Consider the following 17,850-nt stretch of genomic DNA (forward strand, 5'->3'; position numbering starts at 1 on the left):
AAAGGCCCTGTGGGGGAGGGTGACGTGGGCCACATGGTGCCCGGACGTCGACGAGGTGTCTCGCTTGCGGAACCAACGGAGGTTTTGGTCTTTGCGGTCGCAGGGTGCCGTGTCAGGTGTCCCCGCGTTTGTTCGCGGGCAGGGCCACTTTCTCGATCTCGGTCAGCAGCTCACCGAGGGCCTCGGTGGATTTCTGCACACCTTCCACGGACGTGGTGAACGCCTGCGAACGCTCGGCGTCGGTCCGGTACGTCTCATCGCCCGGGGCCGTCGCGTCCCGGCAGGTGCTCGCGTGGTGCGACAGCGCGGTGAGGGTCTCGGACCACTTCTTCTGTATGCCCTGGTCGGGCACGGGAAAGTAGGCCATGGCGTCCTCCGTGCGGCGGACCAGTGTGCCGCAGATGCGGTGGAACTCCTTCTTCTCCACCCGGGCCTGTCCGTTCGGGCCGGGTTTCTCCATGGCTGCGATGAGTGCTTCGCCGAACTCCCCTGCCGACGTGTTGATCGCAGCGAAGTGATCGAGGCCGCCGTGCGCGAGCCAGGCGAGTGCCTGCCACGCGCGGATCCTGGCCGATCTGGCGCGCGGCGGGGCTTCGACGACATCGGTCACCGTGTCGCCCGGCACGCCGGACGCGTCCACCTTCTTGGCCGACGACGACTTGGTGGGCGCGGAGTGGGCGGCGGCGGTGAGCAGCAGAGTGGGCACGACCAGGGCGACGACCGCACCGGCGGGAGCGAGCCGCCGCCACCGCGAGACGGGCCCGGCGACGGGACCGTGCGCCCCCTTGTCCGGCGTCACTTGGGCGTCGGGGGTGGCCGGGGCTGCCGCTGCCGGGACGTGCGGGGTGGTGCCGTCCGCCCTTGTGGGGGCGGACGGGGTGGCCCTGTCCGCCCCCACTGGGGTGTCCGGGGTGGCCTGGTTCGCTACGGGGGCGTGCGGGGTGGTGTCGTCCGTCGTTGTGGGGGCGGACGGGGCGGCCCGGCCCGCCGTCACTTGTGCGCCCGGGGCGACCCGGTCCGCCGCCTCAGGGTCATGTGGGGCGGCCCTGTCCGTTGTCACCGGTGAGCCCAGGGCGACCCCGTTCGCCTTCGCGGGGGCGTGCGGCGTGGACCCGCCCGCCGTCGCGGGGGTGCCCGGGGTGACCCCGTACGTTGTCATCGGAGCCCCCGGCGTGACCCCGTCCGCCCCTGGCCGAGCGGCGTGTTCCGGCTGCCTGCGGCGCAGCCGCACCAGCCGCCCGACCACCCCACGCACCCCCGCACCGCCCACCGCCGCGCACGCGGCGAGCAGTACCGCCGGGGTCAGGGCGTTCAGCGCGATCCGTCTGGCGAAGGGCCAGCCGGCCGGGGGCACCCAGGCACACCGGTCCACGAACGCGCTGAACGGTCCGAGGCAGCCGTCGGCCGAGAACATCACGAATATCGCGGCATACCCGAAGAGTTGGGTGACGGCCACGGCCGCCAGGGCCCGCGGCAGCCACAGGTGCCGGGACAGAGCGGCCACGGCCGCGGCGGTGAGCAGGCAGGCCGCGAGAACAGCGGCGATCAGCAGCCAGCGGTGAACGAAGAGGTACGGCCCGGTGCGTTCCGCCCAGGTGGCCGGACGGCGTTGGCGCTGGAACAGGTTCACCGCGAACAGCAGCACCCAGCACAGCAGCCCGCCCACCACGCCCGCACCCAGCGTCCGGCGCAGCCGCAGCCCGGACGCCGCGGACGTCGACACGCGCAGCACCAGGGGGAAGATCCACAGAACCGGGGCTGCGACCAGGAGCAGCACGCCGGCGTTGAGCGTCGTGAGCGTCGGCAGGGCCTGGGTGATGGCCGACAGCTCACGGGAAAACGCGTCCCACGAACCCGGGCTCACCTGCCGCACCATGTCGCGGTGCTCCTCGACCTGGCTGTAGACGCCCATCGTCTGGTACCAGCCCACCACGTACCACCAGTACAGCCCGCCCCACAGCAGCGCCGCGGTGACCAGCAGGTTCAGCAGCCCGGCCGCGCGGCGCAGCCATGTCCTCGCCAGACCCAGCGCCAGGTGTGTGCATTGCGCCGACCATGCCGCCGCGACGGCGGCCGTGAGGAGCAGACCGAGCAGGAAGCCCGGTTCGGGACCCAGCCAGTCGGTGCCGTGCTTGCCGTTCGCGAGCTCGCCCAGCACCAGGCCGCAGCCGAGCCAGAGCCCCGCACGGAACCCGGACTCCTTCCGGCCCGAGATCTGCGCCGCCGTCACCGAACGGGCCAGCGAGACGTACAGCACCGGGGCGAGGAACGCCGTCGTCAGCCATGCACCGCCCTCGCTCGTCGATGCCCGGGGCACCACGTCCCCGGCAGTGTTGACCAGAAGCGTTCCGCTCGCCCCGACCAGCAGCATCGCCAGCGCGCCCACCCCCGACAGCCGTCCCGGCTCCGCCAGGGCACGCCGTCTCTCGGCCCAGCTCGGATGAGTCCGCAGCAGCGCGGTCACCCGCCGGACCGAGGTGGCGACGGCGCTGTCACGGTCCCGGTGGGCCCACGCGGAGGCCGGTGCGCCGCAGCCCACAGCCCATGCGTCGGCGTACAGTTCGCGCCGGCGCAACAGGTCGGCACGGGCGAGGTGTACCAGCCCGACCAGCAGGAGCCCGGCCAGGACGGATCGGGTGAGCATGGACGCCACCCCAGGCCAGAACGGCGAGGTGGTCCGGCCGGTGAGGCCGTCGACGAGCAGTGTGCCCTCGTGCCAGAGGTACGGCAGCAGAGCCAGCACGACGAAAACCCGCCACAGGGAGGTACTGGCCGAGGCGTACTCCACGTCGCGGTTGCGGATGTGGGCGAGCTCGTGCAGCACGACCGCGCGGAAGCCCTCGGGATCCGTGGCCCGCCGCACCAGCAGCCCCGCGTGCAGACACACGGTGTACTCCCCGAACCGCCCGTACACCACGGCCCCGGAGGTCGTCCGCGTCGGATCCACCCGGAACCGCACGCCCGACGTGAGGCCGGCGAGCTCGCGCAGGGCGCGGAGTTCCGGGACCAGGGAACCGTCGGTGTCCAGAGACTCGGCCGGCACCGTGCGCCGCCACCGCTCACGCAGGAGCGGCTGCCACCAGTACACGAGGGCCGCGACCGCCAGCAGGGCGGCCGTCGCGGCCATGCCCTTCCAGTACTCCACCCTCGGCACGCCGGCCATGCACTCCGCGAGCGCTTCCGGACGGCGCATGGTGACCAGCACGTTGTCCAGGTTCCGCCCGTCGGGATCCATCCCGGCCGCCAGCAGACAGCCCAGCGGGTCCCCCGGGGTGTCGTTGGGATCCGGAGCCAGGACCCCGTTGAGCATGCGCACGCTGGACGCGACGACGACCGTCATCAGCAGCGCGAAGCGCGGGCCGGTGTCGGCCAGCCCGTACCGCCCGGTGCGCGCACGCGCGGCGGCCGTCACCGAGGGCGGCGTGCTCACGTGCCGTCCCCGGCGGCCGTGGAGGTGGTGCCGCCCGCGCGGTCGGAGGGCTCGGGGGACTCCGGCTCCGCCGTGGCGAGGTGTGCCACGACGGCATCCGCGAGGGCCTGTGCCTCCGCACCGTCGATGCCGCGCTCGGCCGCCCGCTCGACGATCTGTGCCCGTACGGTGGCCAGCTCGGTGCGGTCCCACTCCGGCACGAGCCGGGGCGGTTCGGCGGGAGCGCGGCGGAGCAGCCGGCGCAGTCCGCTCCGGCTCCGCTCGATCGCGCTGTCGGCCGCCGTGTCGATCGCCCGCCGGGCCGCCTGATCCAGCACCAGCCACACCACGGCGGTGACCAGCCCGGTGGCCTCCGCCAGACCGAACCCGAGGGGTTCCCTGCGCACGCCCTGCCCGGCCAGGATCCGGACGGCCCGCTCGTCGTCCAGCGGCCACAGCGCCTCGAGGAGCGGCAGCTCATGGGATGCGCGTTCGGTCACCACCGCCCGTACGACGCCCCGTACGGTTGTCGCCTCCGCCGGTTCGATCACTGTGAACTCCCTTGTCCCCAGAAGCCGTTGGGACCCTATGCGAGCACAGTGACACGTCCGCCGCCACCTGTCCCGGCCACGACGCGGGGGAGGGGGCGCACAACGTTCGCGTCGTGCGCCCCCCGGCCTCACCGGGCGGGCGCGGCGCAGCCCACGTCCCGGGCCGGCAGCCGGCCCGTGGCGAGGTACGCGTTGACCGTGTCGTCGACGCACGGCACGCCGTACACGCCGTACACCGCGTGCTGGTCGGCGCCGGTCACGGTGATCAGCCGCGAGGAGGGCCACATGCCGCGGACTGCCCGGGCGCCGTCGTAGTAGGTGCGCGGGTCCCCGGTCGCGTTGACCAGCAGGGCCGGCAGGTCGTCCCGGATCGTGGTCGGGCGCTCGCGCGGCCGGTCCCAGAAGGCGCACGGGTTGAGGTTGTTCGTCACGGGCGCGAAGAGCGGGTCCTGCGCGCGGGTGCGCTGGACGTCGCGCCAGTAGATCTCCGGGTCACGCGGAGCGGCTCCGTCACCGCACACGATCGCCGTCTGCGCGCTGCCGTAGGGGGAGTCGGTGCCCGTGAGCACGAATTCGAGCACCCCCGCGAGCCACGGGGACGGCGTCACCTTCCGCCCCTCCGAGGCCCGGAGCATGTCTCGCACGCCCTGGGCGAAGTCCCCGTAGGCGGCGTCATTGTCCTGCGAGAGGCCGTTGAGGGCGACGATCGGCATGACGTGCTCGTCCAGGCGGTGTTCGCCGAGCCGCAGCGGGGTGCGGGCGGCGGCGCGCCGGACGCGTTCCACGGTGGCCAGCACCTCGCTCCGCGTACGGCCCAGACCGTAGGTCGCGTCGCGGGCGGCCGCCCAGGAGGCCCAGCCCTTGAGGGCCTGGCGGTTGGCCCGCTCGACGCCCAGCCACAGCCGGGCACCGTAGCGGTCCGGGTCGATCACACCGTCGAGGACGACCCGGTCGGTCCGGCCGGGGAACATCGTGGTGTACACCTCGCCGAGGTAACTGCCGTACGAGTAACCCAGGTAGGAGATCCGCCGCTCGCCGAGCGCGGCCCGGACGACGTCCATGTCACGGGCGGTGTTGCGGGTGGTGGCGTGGGGGAGGACATCGCCCGCGTGGGTGCGGCAGCGCTCGGCGAGGTCCTTCGAGAACGCGGCCATGCGGTCGAAGCCGGCCCGGTCCTCACCCGCCCCGCGCCACGCCGAGCCGGTCGGCCAGTGGCAGTCGAGGGGTGTGCTGCGGCCGACGAAGCGGGGGTCCACGCCGACCACGTCGTACCGGGCGGCGACGTCCTTCATCGCCTTGCGCACCCACGGCGGGTCGCCGAGGGTCTGCCCGCCGGGTCCGCCGCCGTTGAGCAGCAGCGGGCCGACGCGGCGGTCGGTGTCGGTGGCGGGGATCCGGGAGATCGCGACGGTGATCGTGCGGCCGCCGGGGTCCGAGTAGTCCAGCGGGACGGTCACGTCGGCGCAGCGGGCGCCCGCCTGCTCCAGTTCCTTGCCGGTCGTGTCGTCCGGTCCGATCACGCAGCTTTTCCAGGCGAGGCGCTGGTGGTGGTAGCGGGCGAGGGGGTCGGAGCCGGGACTCGCCCCGGCCGTGGCGGGCAGTGCGGTGAGGGCGAGGGCGGCGGCCGTCAGGGCGAGGGTGGCTCGTCGCGCGGTTCCCGGGAAGCGGGATAACACGGGGTGGGTGTCCTTTCTGTCGCCGATGCCCCCTCGTGAATGGCAGGGACATGCCGGAGAGGAGGGCTCGGTGCGACAGAACGTTAGGGACGGGCCGCGGTTCGATCACTCCGGCTGGCAGCCCGGTTCCTGGTGGGGTCAGCACCAGCGTCCATGGTGGTGACAGCAACCCGAATCTCACCCCCGAGCTGGGAGAACGCTCGGGCAGACCTTGTGCAGGTCGCTGCAGGGGGGTTGTCCAGACATTCGCTCACGCCTAGGGTCGCCTTCCGGGTGCAAGCGCTTTCCAAGTGCTGTCCCAGCGTGTGTCCGCCGGCCGTCCGAGGAGCGCCGCATGTCCTTGTCCCCCGCCCGCCGCCGCGTGGCCGTCGTCGGCACCGGTGCGATCGTCAGCGGCAGTCATCTGCCCGCGCTGCGGGCCCACTCCGACCGGGTGGAACTGGTCGCCGCCGTCGACGTCGACCAGGAGCGGCTCGACGCCTTCCGCGAGCTGGCCGGCGGCCAGGTCGCCGGGTACACCTCGGTGGACGCGATGCTGGACGCCGTACGCCCCGACCTCGTCCTCATCGGGACGCCGCCCGCCCTGCACCGCGACCAGACGGTGGCCTCGCTCAAGGCGGGTGCCTGGGTGCTGTGCGAGAAGCCGCTCACCCTGTCGCTCGCCGAGTACGACGAGATCGCCGCCGCCGAGGAGGCCTCCGGAGCGTACGCGGCGGTCGTCTTCCAGCACCGCTACGGATCCGGCGCCGTACACGCCCGCGAGCTGATCGCCGGCGGCGAGCTGGGCGCCCCGCTGGTGGCGCACTGCCAGACCACCTGGCACCGGGACGCCGCCTACTACGCCGTGCCGTGGCGCGGCAAGTGGGCCAGCGAGGGCGGCGGGCCGACCATGGGTCACGGCATCCACCAGTACGACCTGATGCTGCACCTGCTCGGCGAGTGGGAGGAGATCCGCGCCATGGCCGCCCGGCTCGTCCACGACACCGAGAGCGAGGACGTCTCCACCGCCCTGGTGCGTTTCCGGAGCGGTGCCCTCGCCACCGTCGTCAACAGCGTGCTCTCCCCGGACGAGGTGAGCCGTATCCGCATCGACTGCGCGGACGCCACGGTCGAACTCACCCACCTGTACGGCCATTCCAACGACAGCTGGGTCTACACCCCGGCCCCGCACGTCGCCTCCGACCGCGCCATCGCCTGGCGGACCCCCTCCAACGACGTGCCCAGCTCGCACACCGCCCAGCTGGGCGCCCTCCTGGATGCCTACGACAACGGCACCCGGCCACCGGGCAGCGGCCAGGACGCCCGCGCCACCCTGGAGTTCGCCGCCGCCCTGTACAAGGCGGCGTTCACCGGCCGCTCCGTGCACGCGGGAGAGATCGGCCCGGGCGACCCCTTCTACGAGGCCATGCACGGCGAGTACCCCGACTGGGCCCCCAAGGAGCGCGCATGAGCATCCGAGTCACCCACACCCACGGCGAGGACATCGCCGTCACGGCGGCGAACGGCACGGAGATCCTCCGCTACGTCTACCGCCCGGACCCGAATCCCTTCGAGTCGCGCAAGCCGTACGCCCACCCGGTGCGCACCCTGTCCGGCCGCACGGTCACCGGCTACCGCCCGAACGACCACCGCTGGCACAAGGGCCTGCAGATGACCGCGAGCCATCTGTCCGGCCAGAACTTCTGGGGCGGCAACTGCTACGTCCACGGCCAGGGCTATCTGCCCCTGCCCGAGCGCGTCGGCTCCATGCGGCACGACGGCTTCCCGGAGTTCACGGTCGAGGACGACCGCCTCGCCTTCACCGAGGAACTCACCTGGGTCGAGAACGGCGGCGAGGAGTGGGCGCGCGAGGTGCGGGGGCTGACCGTCCACTCGGTGGACGAGGAGGCCGGCGCCTGGGCCCTGGACTGGTCGATCCGCCTCACCAACGCCCGTTACGAGCCCCTGGCCTTCGGTTCCCCGACCACCGCCGGCCGGGAGATGGCCGGCTACACCGGACTCCAGTGGCGCGGCCCGCGCGACTTCACCGGCGGCACGGTCTTCGCCCCGGACACCGACGCCGACGCGGGCAAGCTCATGGGCACCCAGGGCCCCTGGCTCGCCTTCACCACCGAGCACGATGACGTGGACGGCCACTCCACCCTCGTCTTCGCGCACGCGCCCGAGAACCTCGACCAGACGTCCGCGATCCACGAGTCGCACTGGTTCGTCCGCTCCGAGCCCTTCCCGACGGTCGCCTTCTCCTGGGCGTTCTTCGAGGAGTTCGAACTCCCGCCGGGCGGGTCCTTCGCCTTCCGCTACCGGCTCGTCGTCGCCGACGGCGCCTGGGACCGCGACCGGGTCGGCACGCACCTGGAGGGTCTGCCGTGGTGAACGACGCCAAGCCCGCCCTGCCGCACCCGTTGCCCGGCGCGATCGGCCTGTCCCATCTGAGCGCCTACGACTGGGAGGCCGCCGACGGCGTCTGCGGCGGCAGCCCGCATCTGCACCTGGTCTGCACCGAGGCGTACGTCGTCACCGGCGGCCGGGGCGCGGTCCAGACGCTCAGCCCCGACGGCTACCGGGACATCCCCCTCGAGGCCGGCTCCCTCGCCTGGTTCACGCCGGGCACCGTCCACCGCATGGTGCAGGGCGGCGATCTGCGCATCACCGTGCTGATGCAGAACAGCGGCCTGCCCGAGGCCGGGGACGCCGTGTTCACCTTCCCGCCCGAGGTGCTCGCCGACCCGGAGCGGTACGCCGCCGCGGCGGCCCTGCCGCCCGGCACGGGACCGGAGACTGCGGCGGCCGCCCAGCGCCGCCGGGACCTCGCCGTGGAGGGCTACCTCGCCCTGCGCGAGGCGCTCGTCGCCGGCGACAACGGCCCGTACCTGGAGTTCCAGCGGGCCGCCGCCCGGATCGTGCGCGACAAGGTGCCCACCTGGCGCTCCCTGTGGCGGGCGGGCGCCCTGGCCACCGCCGAACGCACCGGCGCCCAGCTCGACGCGCTGGCCGGCGGCGAACCCGCCTACCTCGGCGAGGCCACCGCCTACGAGGCGGCGCCCACCCGGCTCGGCGGCTTCGGCATGTGCGGCCGGCGGGACGAGTACAACCTGCCCGGGACGACGCTGCCGCACCAGAGCGAGTAACGCAGCAGGGGGGCGAGGGGGGCCCACAGAAAGTCCGAGGAAAGGAAGAGGTGACCTCGGCATGCCGCGACACAGGACAACGGGGTTCTGCGCGTCGGCCGCCGCACTGGCACTGTGTGCCGTGCTGGCGGGCTGCGGAGGATCCGGGGAATCGGCCGGCGGCGGCAAGGTCGTGCTGCGCTACACGTGGTGGGGCAACCCCGACCGCGCGGAACGCACCGAGCAGGCCGTCGCGCTGTTCGAGAAACAGCATCCGGACGTCGACGTGACGACGTCGTTCTCCGGCTACGACGCCTACAAGCAGAAGCTCGCCACCCAGGCCGCCGGCGGGGACGCGCCGGACGTGATGCAGCTGGACTACCGCCAGATCGACCAGTACGCCTCCGGTGGCGTCCTGCTCGACCTGGCGAAGCAGAAGTCCGTCCTGCGCACCTCCGAGATCGACCAGGGCCTGCTCGCCACCGGCCGCGTGGACGACGTCCAGTACGCGATCCCCCAGGGCCGCGGCACCGAGACCGTCGCCTACGACGTCGGGACCTGGAAGAAATCGGGCGTGCCCCTCCCCGGCAAGAGCTGGACCTGGAGCCAGTGGGCCGACACCATGCGCGCCCTGGCCAAGAAGACCGGCAAGCCCGGGGCGACCGACCCCGGCCAGAGCGAGGACGCCTTCGAGGTCTGGCTGCGCGGGCAGGGCAAGACCCTCTACACCGAGGACGGCGGGCTCGGCTTCACCGCCGACGACCTCACCCGCTGGTGGACCTTCACCGACAAGCTGCGCCGCGAGGGCGCCGTCTCGCCCGCCGAACAGACCACCCAGCTCGACGGCTCCGTCGAGAACACCCCGCTGGGACGCGGCACATCCGTCACCGACGCCAACTGGGACGCCCCGGCCAGCGGCTTCCTCGCCCTCGTCAAGGGCGGCGTCGCGCTCGCCCCCATGCCGTCCGGCGAGGACGGCACCCCCGGCCAGTACTTCAAGCCGTCCATGTTCGTCGGAGTCTCCGCGAACACAGCCCATCCGAAGGAGGCGGCACAGCTCGTCGACTTCCTGATCAACGACCGGCAGGCCGCGAAGATCCTCGGTGCGAGCCGCGGCATCCCCGTCAACGAGACGATCCGCGCCGAGATCGGCCCGCAGCTCAAGGACTTCGACAAGACCATCGCCGACTTCCAGGCGTCCCTGGAGGGCAAGCTCAAGGACCCGCCCCAGGCACCGCCGGCGGGCGACAACGCCCTCCAGAGCACCTTCCAGCGCGACTACGACCAGGTGTCCTATGAGCGCATGTCGCCCCGCGAGGCGGCGGAGAACTACATCACCGAGGCGAAGGCGGAGCTGAGGTCATGACCACCACCGCGATCCCCACGGAGACGAAACGCGTCCCCGCCGCCGCCCCGAAGCGCCGCCCCAAGCGCGAACGCGAGGGCGCCGCCTGGGTGTTCCTCTCGCCCTGGGTCCTCGGCGCGATCGTCCTGACCCTGCTGCCGATGGCCGTGTCGCTGTACCTGTCGTTCACCGACTACGACCTGTTCAACCCGCCGAAGTGGGTGGGCCTGCGCAACTACGTCCAGATGTTCACCGAGGACCCGCGCTACTGGCGCTCGGTCGTGACGACGGTGACGTACGTCGTCATCGCCGTGCCCCTGCAACTGGCCCTCGCCCTGGTCGTCGCGCTCGCCCTGAAAGGCATGAAGCGCGGCAAGGCCTTCTACCGTTCAGCCTTCTACGCGCCCTCGCTGCTCGGCGCGTCGATGTCCATCGCCCTCGTCTGGCGGGCGGTCTTCAACGACGGCGGCACGGTGGACAACCTGCTCGGCACCGGCGGCTGGGTCAACAAGCCCGGCTGGTCGCTGCTCGCCGTCGCGCTGCTGACGGTGTGGCAGTTCGGCGCGCCGATGGTCATCTTCCTCGCCGGTCTCCAGCAGATACCGGCCGAGCTGTACGAGGCGGCGGCGGTCGACGGGGCCGGGAAATGGCGGCAGTTCCTGTCCGTCACCGTGCCGATGCTGTCCCCGGTGCTGTTCTTCAACCTGGTCCTCCAGACCATCCAGGCGTTCCAGGTGTTCACGCCCGCCTTCGCGGTCAGCGCGGGCAAGGGCGGACCGGCCGACTCGACCCTCGTCTACACCATGTACCTCTACGACCGCGGCTTCGTCGCCTCCCACATGGGCTACGCCTCCGCCATGGCCTGGGTGCTGCTCCTCGTGATCGGAGTGGTCACGGCGGTGCTGTTCCGCACCTCCCGCTCCTGGGTCTTCTACGCCTCCGAGGGGGACCGATGACCTCGACCGCCGTTTCCCGCAAGCCCGTCCGCTGGGGGCGGGTCGCCGTCCACCTGGGCTGCCTGGCCGCCCTGCTGGTCATGCTGTACCCGCTGGCGTGGCTGCTGGCCACCTCGCTCAAGCCCGCGGACGAGGTCATCGCGAGCCTCAACCTGCTGCCCAGCCACCTGGAGTGGTCGAACTACTCCACCGCCATGGAGGGCGTCAACGACGTCTCCATCTGGCGGCTGCTCGGCAACTCCCTGCTGATCGCCGGCGGCGCGGTCCTCGGCAACGTCATCAGCTGCTCGCTCGCCGCCTACGCCTTCGCCCGCCTCAGGTTCCGGCTGCGCGGGCCGCTGTTCGCCTTCATGATCGCCACGATCATGCTGCCGCACCACGCGGTGCTGATCCCGCAGTACATCATCTTCAACCAGCTCGGCCTGGTGAACACCTACTGGCCGCTGATCCTGCCGAAGTTCCTCGCCACCGAGGCGTTCTTCGTCTTCCTCATCGTGCAGTTCATGCGCGGTCTGCCGCGCGAACTGGAGGAGGCTGCGCGGATCGACGGCTGCGGACCCTTCCGCAGCTTCTTCCAGGTCGTGCTGCCGCTCACCCGGCCGGCCCTGATCACCACCGCCATCTTCACCTTCATCTGGACCTGGAACGACTTCTTCACCCAGCTCATCTACCTGTTCGACCCGGACAAGTTCACGCTGACCCTCGCGCTGCGGTCCTTCGTGGACGCCTCCAGCACCTCCGCGTTCGGCCCGATGTTCGCGATGTCGGTGATCGCGCTGCTGCCGATCGTGCTGTTCTTCCTCGCCTTCCAGCGGTTCCTGGTGGAGGGCATGGCCAGCTCCGGACTGAAGGGGTGAGCGGGATGCGGACACGTGAGGCCGGCGAGGTGTTCGGGCCGCGCATGACGCTGTTCGCGGACGTGCTGAGCGTCGGCCTCGCCACGTCGGTGGCGTGCCTGCCGCTGGTGACGGCACCGGCCGCGCTCTCGACCGCGTGCGCCGTACTGCGCGGCGCCGGACAGGACCGCCCTGTCACGGCCGGGAGGTACGTCGCCCTGCTGCGGCAACGGCTGCGGGCCGGTGACCTGCTGGCGGGGGCGGTCGCCCTGGCGGGGCTGCTGCTGTTCGCGGCCGACCTGGCGCTGGCCGGGGCCGGGCTGCCCGGGGCGCCGCTGTTCGCGGTGGCCGCCGCCGCCATCGGCGCCTGTGCGGCGGTCGTCGGCCTGCGGGCCTGCGCCCGCCCCGAGTCGCTCACCGACTGGCGCGCGGCGGTGCGCGGGGCCGCCCGGGACGCCGTGGCGGACGCGGGCGGCAGCGGGCTGGTCCTGCTCGCCGTGGCGACGGCCGCGCTGTGCGCCTGGATGCTGCTGCCCCTGGCCTTCCTGGCCCCGGGGCCGCTGGCCCTGGCGCTCACGGCCGTCGACGTACGCAGGTCCGCTGCCGTTCTCCTGGAATAGCGAAGCGCCGAGGGGCCGATGAACGGGCCCGCGGCTTCAGTGCCGTAGGGCTGCGCCGATGCTGATCCGGGGCCATGCGCGGGCGGCTGTGAGGGGCGCCTGTGTCCGCTCCGACGGAGTGACGGCGACGGAGTGGCGGCCGCCGCTGCCGGGGCCGCCGTGGCGCTTGCGATTCCGTTGGAGCGGGCCCGCGGCTTCAGTGCCGTAGGGCTGCGCCGATGCTGATCCGGGGCCATGAACGGGCCGCGGTGAGGAGCGCCTGTGTCCGCTCCGAGGGAGTAGCGGCCGCCGCTGCCGCCGCCAGGGCCGCCGCGGCGCTCGCGATGCCGAGGACCGCGCCCGCGGCCACGTCGCCCGGATAGTGCACGCCCGTGTGGATACGGGAGTAGCCGACGGCGCTCGCCAGCGCCCCGAGCGGCACCGCGGCGGGCGGCAGGACCACGCCGACGGCGGTGGCGAACGCGACCGCCGACGCCGTGTGCCCGGACGGGAACGAGGCCGACGTCGGCATCGGAACGTGCCGGTCCACCGTCACCCGGGCCGCCTCCCGGTCCGGCCGGGCCCGGCGTACCAGGCGCTTGCCGAGCAGGTTGGCGGAGGCCGAGGCCACGGCGATCGCCCCGACGCCGGCGAACGCGGCCCTGCGCGGCCGCTTCCCGCCCAGCGCCAGGGCCGCGGCGATACCGAACGAGATCTTGGAGTGGTCGGCCGCGTGCGACAGATGGCGCAGCGTCCGGTCGAGCGTGGGCGTGGGAGTGGCGGCCACCGCCGCGTACAGGGCGCCGTCCACGGCCCTGAGATCGCCCATGACGGCGCTCAGGAGCCGGCGGGGCCCGCCCGAGGGCTTCCCGTCCGCCGGGAGCGGACGAAGGGCGTCCTCGTCTGTGGTCGTCGGATCGGTCATGTGCTTCTCCCCGCAGTGGCCTTCCCCAGCAAGGTACCGGCTCACGCCGGGCGCACGCTCGGCGCCCCTGCGAGCCGGTACCTCCCGAGTGCCCACGCAGGGCGACTGAACCCGTCTGCTGAACTGAGGACATGACGCCCTCGACACGCCGGGTCCTGCACGCACTCGAACGGTTCCACGCCGCCCGCCCCTGGGATCACAACGCCCACTTCCACTGCTGGATCCTGCGCCGGCTCCCCAGGCGTGTCGGGAGCGCCCTGGAGGTGGGATGTGGCAGCGGTGATCTCGCCCGGCTGCTGGCCGGCCGGGCCGAGCGGGTGCACGGGGTCGACGCCGACCCGGCGATCATCGCCCGGGCGCGGGAGCTGACCCCCACGGCGGCCCCGGTGACGTACACGGTGGCCGACGCGCCGGCCGGGCTGCCCGCCGGCCCGTACGACGTCATCACCTGCGTCGCCGTGGTCCACCACCTGCCGTTCACCGAGGCGCTGGAGGCCTTCCGGGACCGTCTGGCCCCCGGCGGCACGCTGGTGATCGTCGGTGTCGCCCGGGAGCGGACACCCGTCGACCACCTGCTCGGCGTCGCGTCGATCCCGCTCAACATCGTGATGGCCCTGCTCAAGAACCGGGGCCGCCCGGTGCCTCGCCCCGTCTCCATGACGGCCCGTACGCGTCCGCCGGACATGACCTTCCCGGAGATCGTCCGCGAGGCCCGGACCGTCCTGCCCGGCGCACGCCTGCGCCGCCGCCTGCTCTGGCGGTACACGCTGGTGTGGCACCGCCGCTGACCCGCCACCGCCTCAGCCGGCGGCCCGGAACGTGCGCAGCCGCAGCGAGTTGCCCACCACGAAGACCGAGGAGAAGGCCATGGCCGCCCCGGCGATCATCGGCGTGAGCAGACCGGCCGCCGCCAGCGGCAGAGCCGCCACGTTGTAGGCGAACGCCCAGAACAGGTTCGAGCGGATGGTGCCGAGGGTGCGGCGCGCGAGCCGGATGGCGTCCGCAGCGGCCCGCAGATCGCCCCGGACGAGGGTCAGGTCACCGGCCTCGATCGCGGCGTCCGTGCCGGTGCCCATGGCCAGACCGAGATCGGCCTGGGCGAGAGCCGCCGCGTCGTTGACGCCGTCTCCGACCATGGCGACCGAACGGCCCTCGGCCTGGAGCCGCTTGACGACCTCGACCTTGTCCTGCGGGAGCACCTCGGCGACGACGTGCTCCGGCGCGATGCCGACCTCGCGGGCGACGGACCGGGCCACCGCCTCGTTGTCCCCGGTCAGCAGGATCGGGATCAGTCCGAGATCGCGCAGCCGCCGGACGGCCTCGGGGCTGGTCTCCTTCACCGCGTCGGCGACCTCCAGCACCGCACGAGCCTCGCCGTCCCAGGCGACCGCGATGGCGGTGCGCCCGGCGTCCTCGGCCGCCGCCCGGGCCCGGGCCAGCCCCTCCGGCAGCTCCATCGCCCAGTCGGCCAGCAGCCTCTCCCGCCCGACGAGCACCGCGTGCCCCTCGACGACGCCCTGGACGCCGAGTCCGGGCACGTTGGCGAAGTCCTCCGGCGTGGGCAGCGCGCCCAGCTTCGCCAGTGCCCCGTCGGCGACGGCACGGGCGATCGGGTGCTCGGATGAGTGCTCCAGCGCCCCGGCCAGCCGCAGCACCTCTGCCTCGTCGGTGCCGTCGGCGATGTGCACGGCCAGCAGGGTCATACGGCCGGTGGTCACGGTGCCGGTCTTGTCGAGGACGACGGTGTCGACCCGGCGCGTGGACTCCAGCACCTCCGGGCCCTTGATGAGGATGCCGAGCTGCGCGCCCCGTCCGGTGCCGACCATCAGCGCGGTCGGCGTGGCCAGACCCAGGGCGCACGGGCAGGCGATGACGAGGACGGCGACCGCGGCGGTGAACGCGGCCGTCAGCCCGGCGCCGTTGCCGAGCCAGAAGCCCAGCGTGCCCAGCGCGAGGGCGATCACCACCGGCACGAACACGGCGGAGATCCGGTCCGCGAGCCGCTGCGCCGCGGCCTTGCCGTTCTGCGCGTCCTCCACGAGCCGGGCCATCCGGGCGAGCTGGGTGTCGGCGCCGACCCGCGTGGCGCGCACCACGAGCCGCCCGCCGACATTGATCGTGGCGCCGGTGACCGGATCGCCCGAGCCCACCTCCACCGGCACGGACTCGCCGGTGAGCATCGAGGCGTCCACGGCGGAGGAGCCCTCGACCACGGTCCCGTCGGTCGCGATCTTCTCGCCGGGCCGGACCAGGAAACGGTCACCGACCCGCAGCTCCGTGACCGGAACGGTCTGTTCACGGCCGCCGTCGCGCAGCACCGTGACGTCCTTCGCGCCCAGCTCCAGCAGCGCCCGCAGCGCCGCGCCCGCCTTGCGCTTCGCGCGGGCCTCGAAGTAGCGCCCGGCCAGGATGAAGGCGGTCACGCCCGCGGCGGCCTCCAGATAGATGTTCCCGGCGCCGTCCGTGCGCTCGATGGTCAGCTCGAAGGGGTGCGTCATGCCCGGCGTGCCCGCGGTGCCGAAGAACAGCGCCCACAGCGACCACAGGAACGCGGCCGAGGTGCCCACCGAGATCAGCGTGTCCATGGTGGCGGCGCCGTGCCGGGCGTTGGTGAACGCCGCCTTGTGGAAGGGCCACGCCGCGTACGTCACCACGGGCGCCGCCAGCGTGAGCGACAGCCACTGCCAGTACTCGAACTGCAGGGCCGGGACCATGGCCATGGCGACGACGGGAACCGCCAGCACCACGGCCGTGACCAACCGCTGCCGCAGCGGCCGCAGTTCGTCGGGCTCCTCGGCCGGCTCCTCCCGCCCGGCGGGCGGAGCCGGCTCCTGGGCGGTGTACCCGGTCGCCTCGACGGTGGCGATCAGGTCGCCGACGGAGACGTCACCGCTGTAACTGACCTTCGCCTTCTCGGTCGCGTAGTTGACGGTGGCGGTGACCCCGTCCATGCGGTTGAGCTTCTTCTCGATGCGCGCCGCGCAGGAGGCGCAGGTCATACCGCCGATGGCGAGTTCCACTTCGGCGCCGGTGTCGGTCGTGTCGGTGATCATGGCTCACGCCCGCCCGGTCAGCTCGTAGCCGGCCTCGTCGACGGTCTCGGCGATCAGGGCGTCGTCGGGTTCGGTGGCGGTGGTGACGGTGACGTGCCCGGTGTCGAGATCGACCTCGACACCGCTGACGCCGTCCAGCTCGCCGATGGCCTTGGTCAGCGTGGCCTTGCAGTGGCCGCAGGACATTCCGGAGACGGCGTAGGTGGTGGCGGGCATGGCGTGCCTCCTGGGTGGGGTCGCGATTCTCGAATACGGGGCGGGGGTATGTCCTCGCCGAGTTCCTGTATACCCCCGAGGGGTATAAGATGCAAACGCGAGCACCGCTTGACTATATACCCCCCAGGGGTATGGTGAGCTGTATGGGGGCCCCGCACAGGAGCGGGAGGCCCGGTTCTGAAGGAGATGCCGGCCATGAACACCGGACTGAAGATCACGACCTTCGCCGCCGCCCTGGCAGCGACCTTCGGCACGGCCTACGGCGTCGGCCAGGGCATCGACCCCGTCGTCGCCGACAGCCCGCCGAAACACAAGGACGAGCACACCCGGCCCGCAGCGCCACCCGAGGAGGCCGGCGGCCACACCGGCCACGACACGCCCCCGGCCGGCGGGCTCCAGATCTCCGAGGACGGCGACACCCTCGACCTGGAGACCCCGAGCGTCACCGCCGGGCAGCGGGCCGACCTGCGCTTCACGGTCAGGGACGGCAGCGGCCGCGCCGTCACCGCCTATCAGCGCGAACACGAAAAGGAACTGCACCTCATCGTGGCCTCACGCGACCTGGTCACCTACCGCCACCTGCACCCCACCCGCGCCGCCGACGGCACCTGGAGCACCCCCGTCGACCTGCCCCGCGCGGGCGGCTACCGCGTCTTCGCCGACTTCACCCCGGCCGAGAAGGACGCCCGGAACCTCACCCTCGGCGCGGACCTCGCCGCCTCCGGCCCGTACCAGCCGAAGGAACTGCCCGCACCGGCCTCCACGGCCAGCACCAACGGCTACGAAGTCAAGCTGTCCGGCGCCCTGCGCCCCGGCAAGGCGAGCGAACTGAAGCTGAAGGTCTCCCGCGCCGGCCGGCCCGTCACCGACCTCCAGCCCTACCTCGGCGCGTACGGCCACCTGGTCGCCCTGCGCTCCGGCGACCTCGCCTACCTCCACGTCCACCCGAACGGTGAACCCGGCGACGGAAAGACCAGGCCCGGCCCGGACATCTCCTTCACGGCCACGGCCCCCAGCGCCGGCTCCTACCGCCTGTTCCTCGACTTCCAGCACGACGGAAAGGTCCACACGGCGGCGTTCACCGTCAGGGCCGGGGGAGCGGCGGCCGGTTCCGGTACCCCCGAGGGGCATGCGGACGACGGCCACGGGCACTGAGTCCCAGGGCCGCGAGGGCCGG

Annotated in this window: 15 protein-coding genes; 9 read left to right on the top strand and 6 right to left on the bottom strand. The window is 72.8% G+C overall.

The window, feature by feature from the left end; translation table 11 throughout:
- Positions 1 to 112 precede the first annotated feature (112 nt).
- The 3 genes from MQE23_RS39240 to MQE23_RS39250 all read right to left on the bottom strand — a co-directional run bounded on the left by MQE23_RS39240 (position 113) and on the right by MQE23_RS39250 (position 5,636).
- Positions 113 to 3,430, bottom strand: a complete 3,318-nt coding sequence (locus MQE23_RS39240; RefSeq protein WP_243381612.1) for a M48 family metalloprotease — start codon at positions 3,428 to 3,430, stop codon at positions 113 to 115.
- Positions 3,427 to 3,960, bottom strand: a complete 534-nt coding sequence (locus MQE23_RS39245) for a hypothetical protein (protein WP_082320061.1) — start codon at positions 3,958 to 3,960, stop codon at positions 3,427 to 3,429. Before MQE23_RS39245 ends, MQE23_RS39240 begins: the two co-directional genes overlap by 4 nt.
- Positions 3,961 to 4,088: 128 nt before the next feature.
- Entirely contained in the window at positions 4,089 to 5,636 is a 1,548-nt protein-coding gene (locus MQE23_RS39250; RefSeq protein ID WP_020276673.1) for an alpha/beta hydrolase, read from the bottom strand.
- Positions 5,637 to 5,970: 334 nt separating this feature from the next.
- Between MQE23_RS39250 and MQE23_RS39255 the strand changes: the two genes are divergently transcribed.
- The 7 genes from MQE23_RS39255 (at position 5,971) to MQE23_RS39285 (ending at position 12,500) form a co-directional block, all read left to right on the top strand.
- Complete coding sequence (locus MQE23_RS39255) at positions 5,971 to 7,086, top strand: Gfo/Idh/MocA family oxidoreductase (RefSeq protein ID WP_037673207.1); 1,116 nt, start codon at positions 5,971 to 5,973, stop codon at positions 7,084 to 7,086.
- Positions 7,083 to 8,009 carry a PmoA family protein gene (locus MQE23_RS39260; RefSeq protein WP_243381613.1) on the top strand — a complete coding sequence of 309 codons (927 nt, stop codon included), beginning with the start codon at positions 7,083 to 7,085 and terminating at the stop codon, positions 8,007 to 8,009. The genes MQE23_RS39255 and MQE23_RS39260 overlap by 4 nt, the downstream gene beginning before the upstream one ends.
- Positions 8,003 to 8,764 carry a cupin gene (locus tag MQE23_RS39265; RefSeq protein ID WP_243381614.1) on the top strand — a complete coding sequence of 254 codons (762 nt, stop codon included), beginning with the start codon at positions 8,003 to 8,005 and terminating at the stop codon, positions 8,762 to 8,764. Before MQE23_RS39260 ends, MQE23_RS39265 begins: the two co-directional genes overlap by 7 nt.
- A 61-nt stretch (positions 8,765 to 8,825) precedes the next feature.
- On the top strand, positions 8,826 to 10,109 hold the full coding sequence (locus MQE23_RS39270; protein ID WP_037673205.1) for an ABC transporter substrate-binding protein: 1,284 nt from the start codon (positions 8,826 to 8,828) through the stop codon (positions 10,107 to 10,109).
- Positions 10,106 to 11,044 (top strand): sugar ABC transporter permease, encoded by a 939-nt coding sequence (locus MQE23_RS39275; protein ID WP_020276668.1) that lies wholly within the window; start codon positions 10,106 to 10,108, stop codon positions 11,042 to 11,044. The genes MQE23_RS39270 and MQE23_RS39275 overlap by 4 nt, the downstream gene beginning before the upstream one ends.
- Complete coding sequence (locus tag MQE23_RS39280) at positions 11,041 to 11,901, top strand: carbohydrate ABC transporter permease (RefSeq protein WP_243381615.1); 861 nt, start codon at positions 11,041 to 11,043, stop codon at positions 11,899 to 11,901. The genes MQE23_RS39275 and MQE23_RS39280 overlap by 4 nt, the downstream gene beginning before the upstream one ends.
- A gap of 5 nt (positions 11,902 to 11,906) precedes the next feature.
- Positions 11,907 to 12,500 (top strand): hypothetical protein, encoded by a 594-nt coding sequence (locus tag MQE23_RS39285; RefSeq protein WP_243381616.1) that lies wholly within the window; start codon positions 11,907 to 11,909, stop codon positions 12,498 to 12,500.
- Between the two features lie 196 nt (positions 12,501 to 12,696).
- Here MQE23_RS39285 and MQE23_RS39290 read toward each other — a convergent pair whose 3' ends face one another.
- Positions 12,697 to 13,404, bottom strand: coding sequence for a phosphatase PAP2 family protein (locus MQE23_RS39290; RefSeq protein ID WP_020276665.1), 708 nt, complete (start codon positions 13,402 to 13,404; stop codon positions 12,697 to 12,699).
- 131 nt (positions 13,405 to 13,535) lie between these two features.
- Here MQE23_RS39290 and MQE23_RS39295 point away from each other — a divergent pair, with 131 nt between their 5' ends.
- On the top strand, positions 13,536 to 14,192 hold the full coding sequence (locus MQE23_RS39295) for a class I SAM-dependent methyltransferase (RefSeq protein ID WP_243381617.1): 657 nt from the start codon (positions 13,536 to 13,538) through the stop codon (positions 14,190 to 14,192).
- A gap of 12 nt (positions 14,193 to 14,204) precedes the next feature.
- Here the strand turns inward: MQE23_RS39295 and MQE23_RS39300 are convergent, their stop codons facing one another.
- Both MQE23_RS39300 and MQE23_RS39305 read right to left on the bottom strand, forming a co-directional pair.
- Positions 14,205 to 16,457, bottom strand: coding sequence for a heavy metal translocating P-type ATPase (locus MQE23_RS39300; RefSeq protein WP_243381618.1), 2,253 nt, complete (start codon positions 16,455 to 16,457; stop codon positions 14,205 to 14,207).
- A gap of 3 nt (positions 16,458 to 16,460) precedes the next feature.
- Entirely contained in the window at positions 16,461 to 16,673 is a 213-nt protein-coding gene (locus tag MQE23_RS39305; RefSeq protein WP_020276662.1) for a cation transporter, read from the bottom strand.
- A gap of 195 nt (positions 16,674 to 16,868) precedes the next feature.
- On the opposite strand from MQE23_RS39305, the gene MQE23_RS39310 reads away from it, so the two are divergent.
- Positions 16,869 to 17,828: a DUF748 domain-containing protein gene (locus MQE23_RS39310; protein WP_243381619.1), complete on the top strand. Its 960-nt coding sequence runs from the start codon at positions 16,869 to 16,871 to the stop codon at positions 17,826 to 17,828.
- The last annotated feature ends 22 nt before the right edge of the window (positions 17,829 to 17,850 follow it).

It is taken from the genome of Streptomyces sp. HP-A2021, from assembly GCF_022807935.1.
Taxonomy (GTDB): domain Bacteria; phylum Actinomycetota; class Actinomycetes; order Streptomycetales; family Streptomycetaceae; genus Streptomyces; species Streptomyces afghaniensis.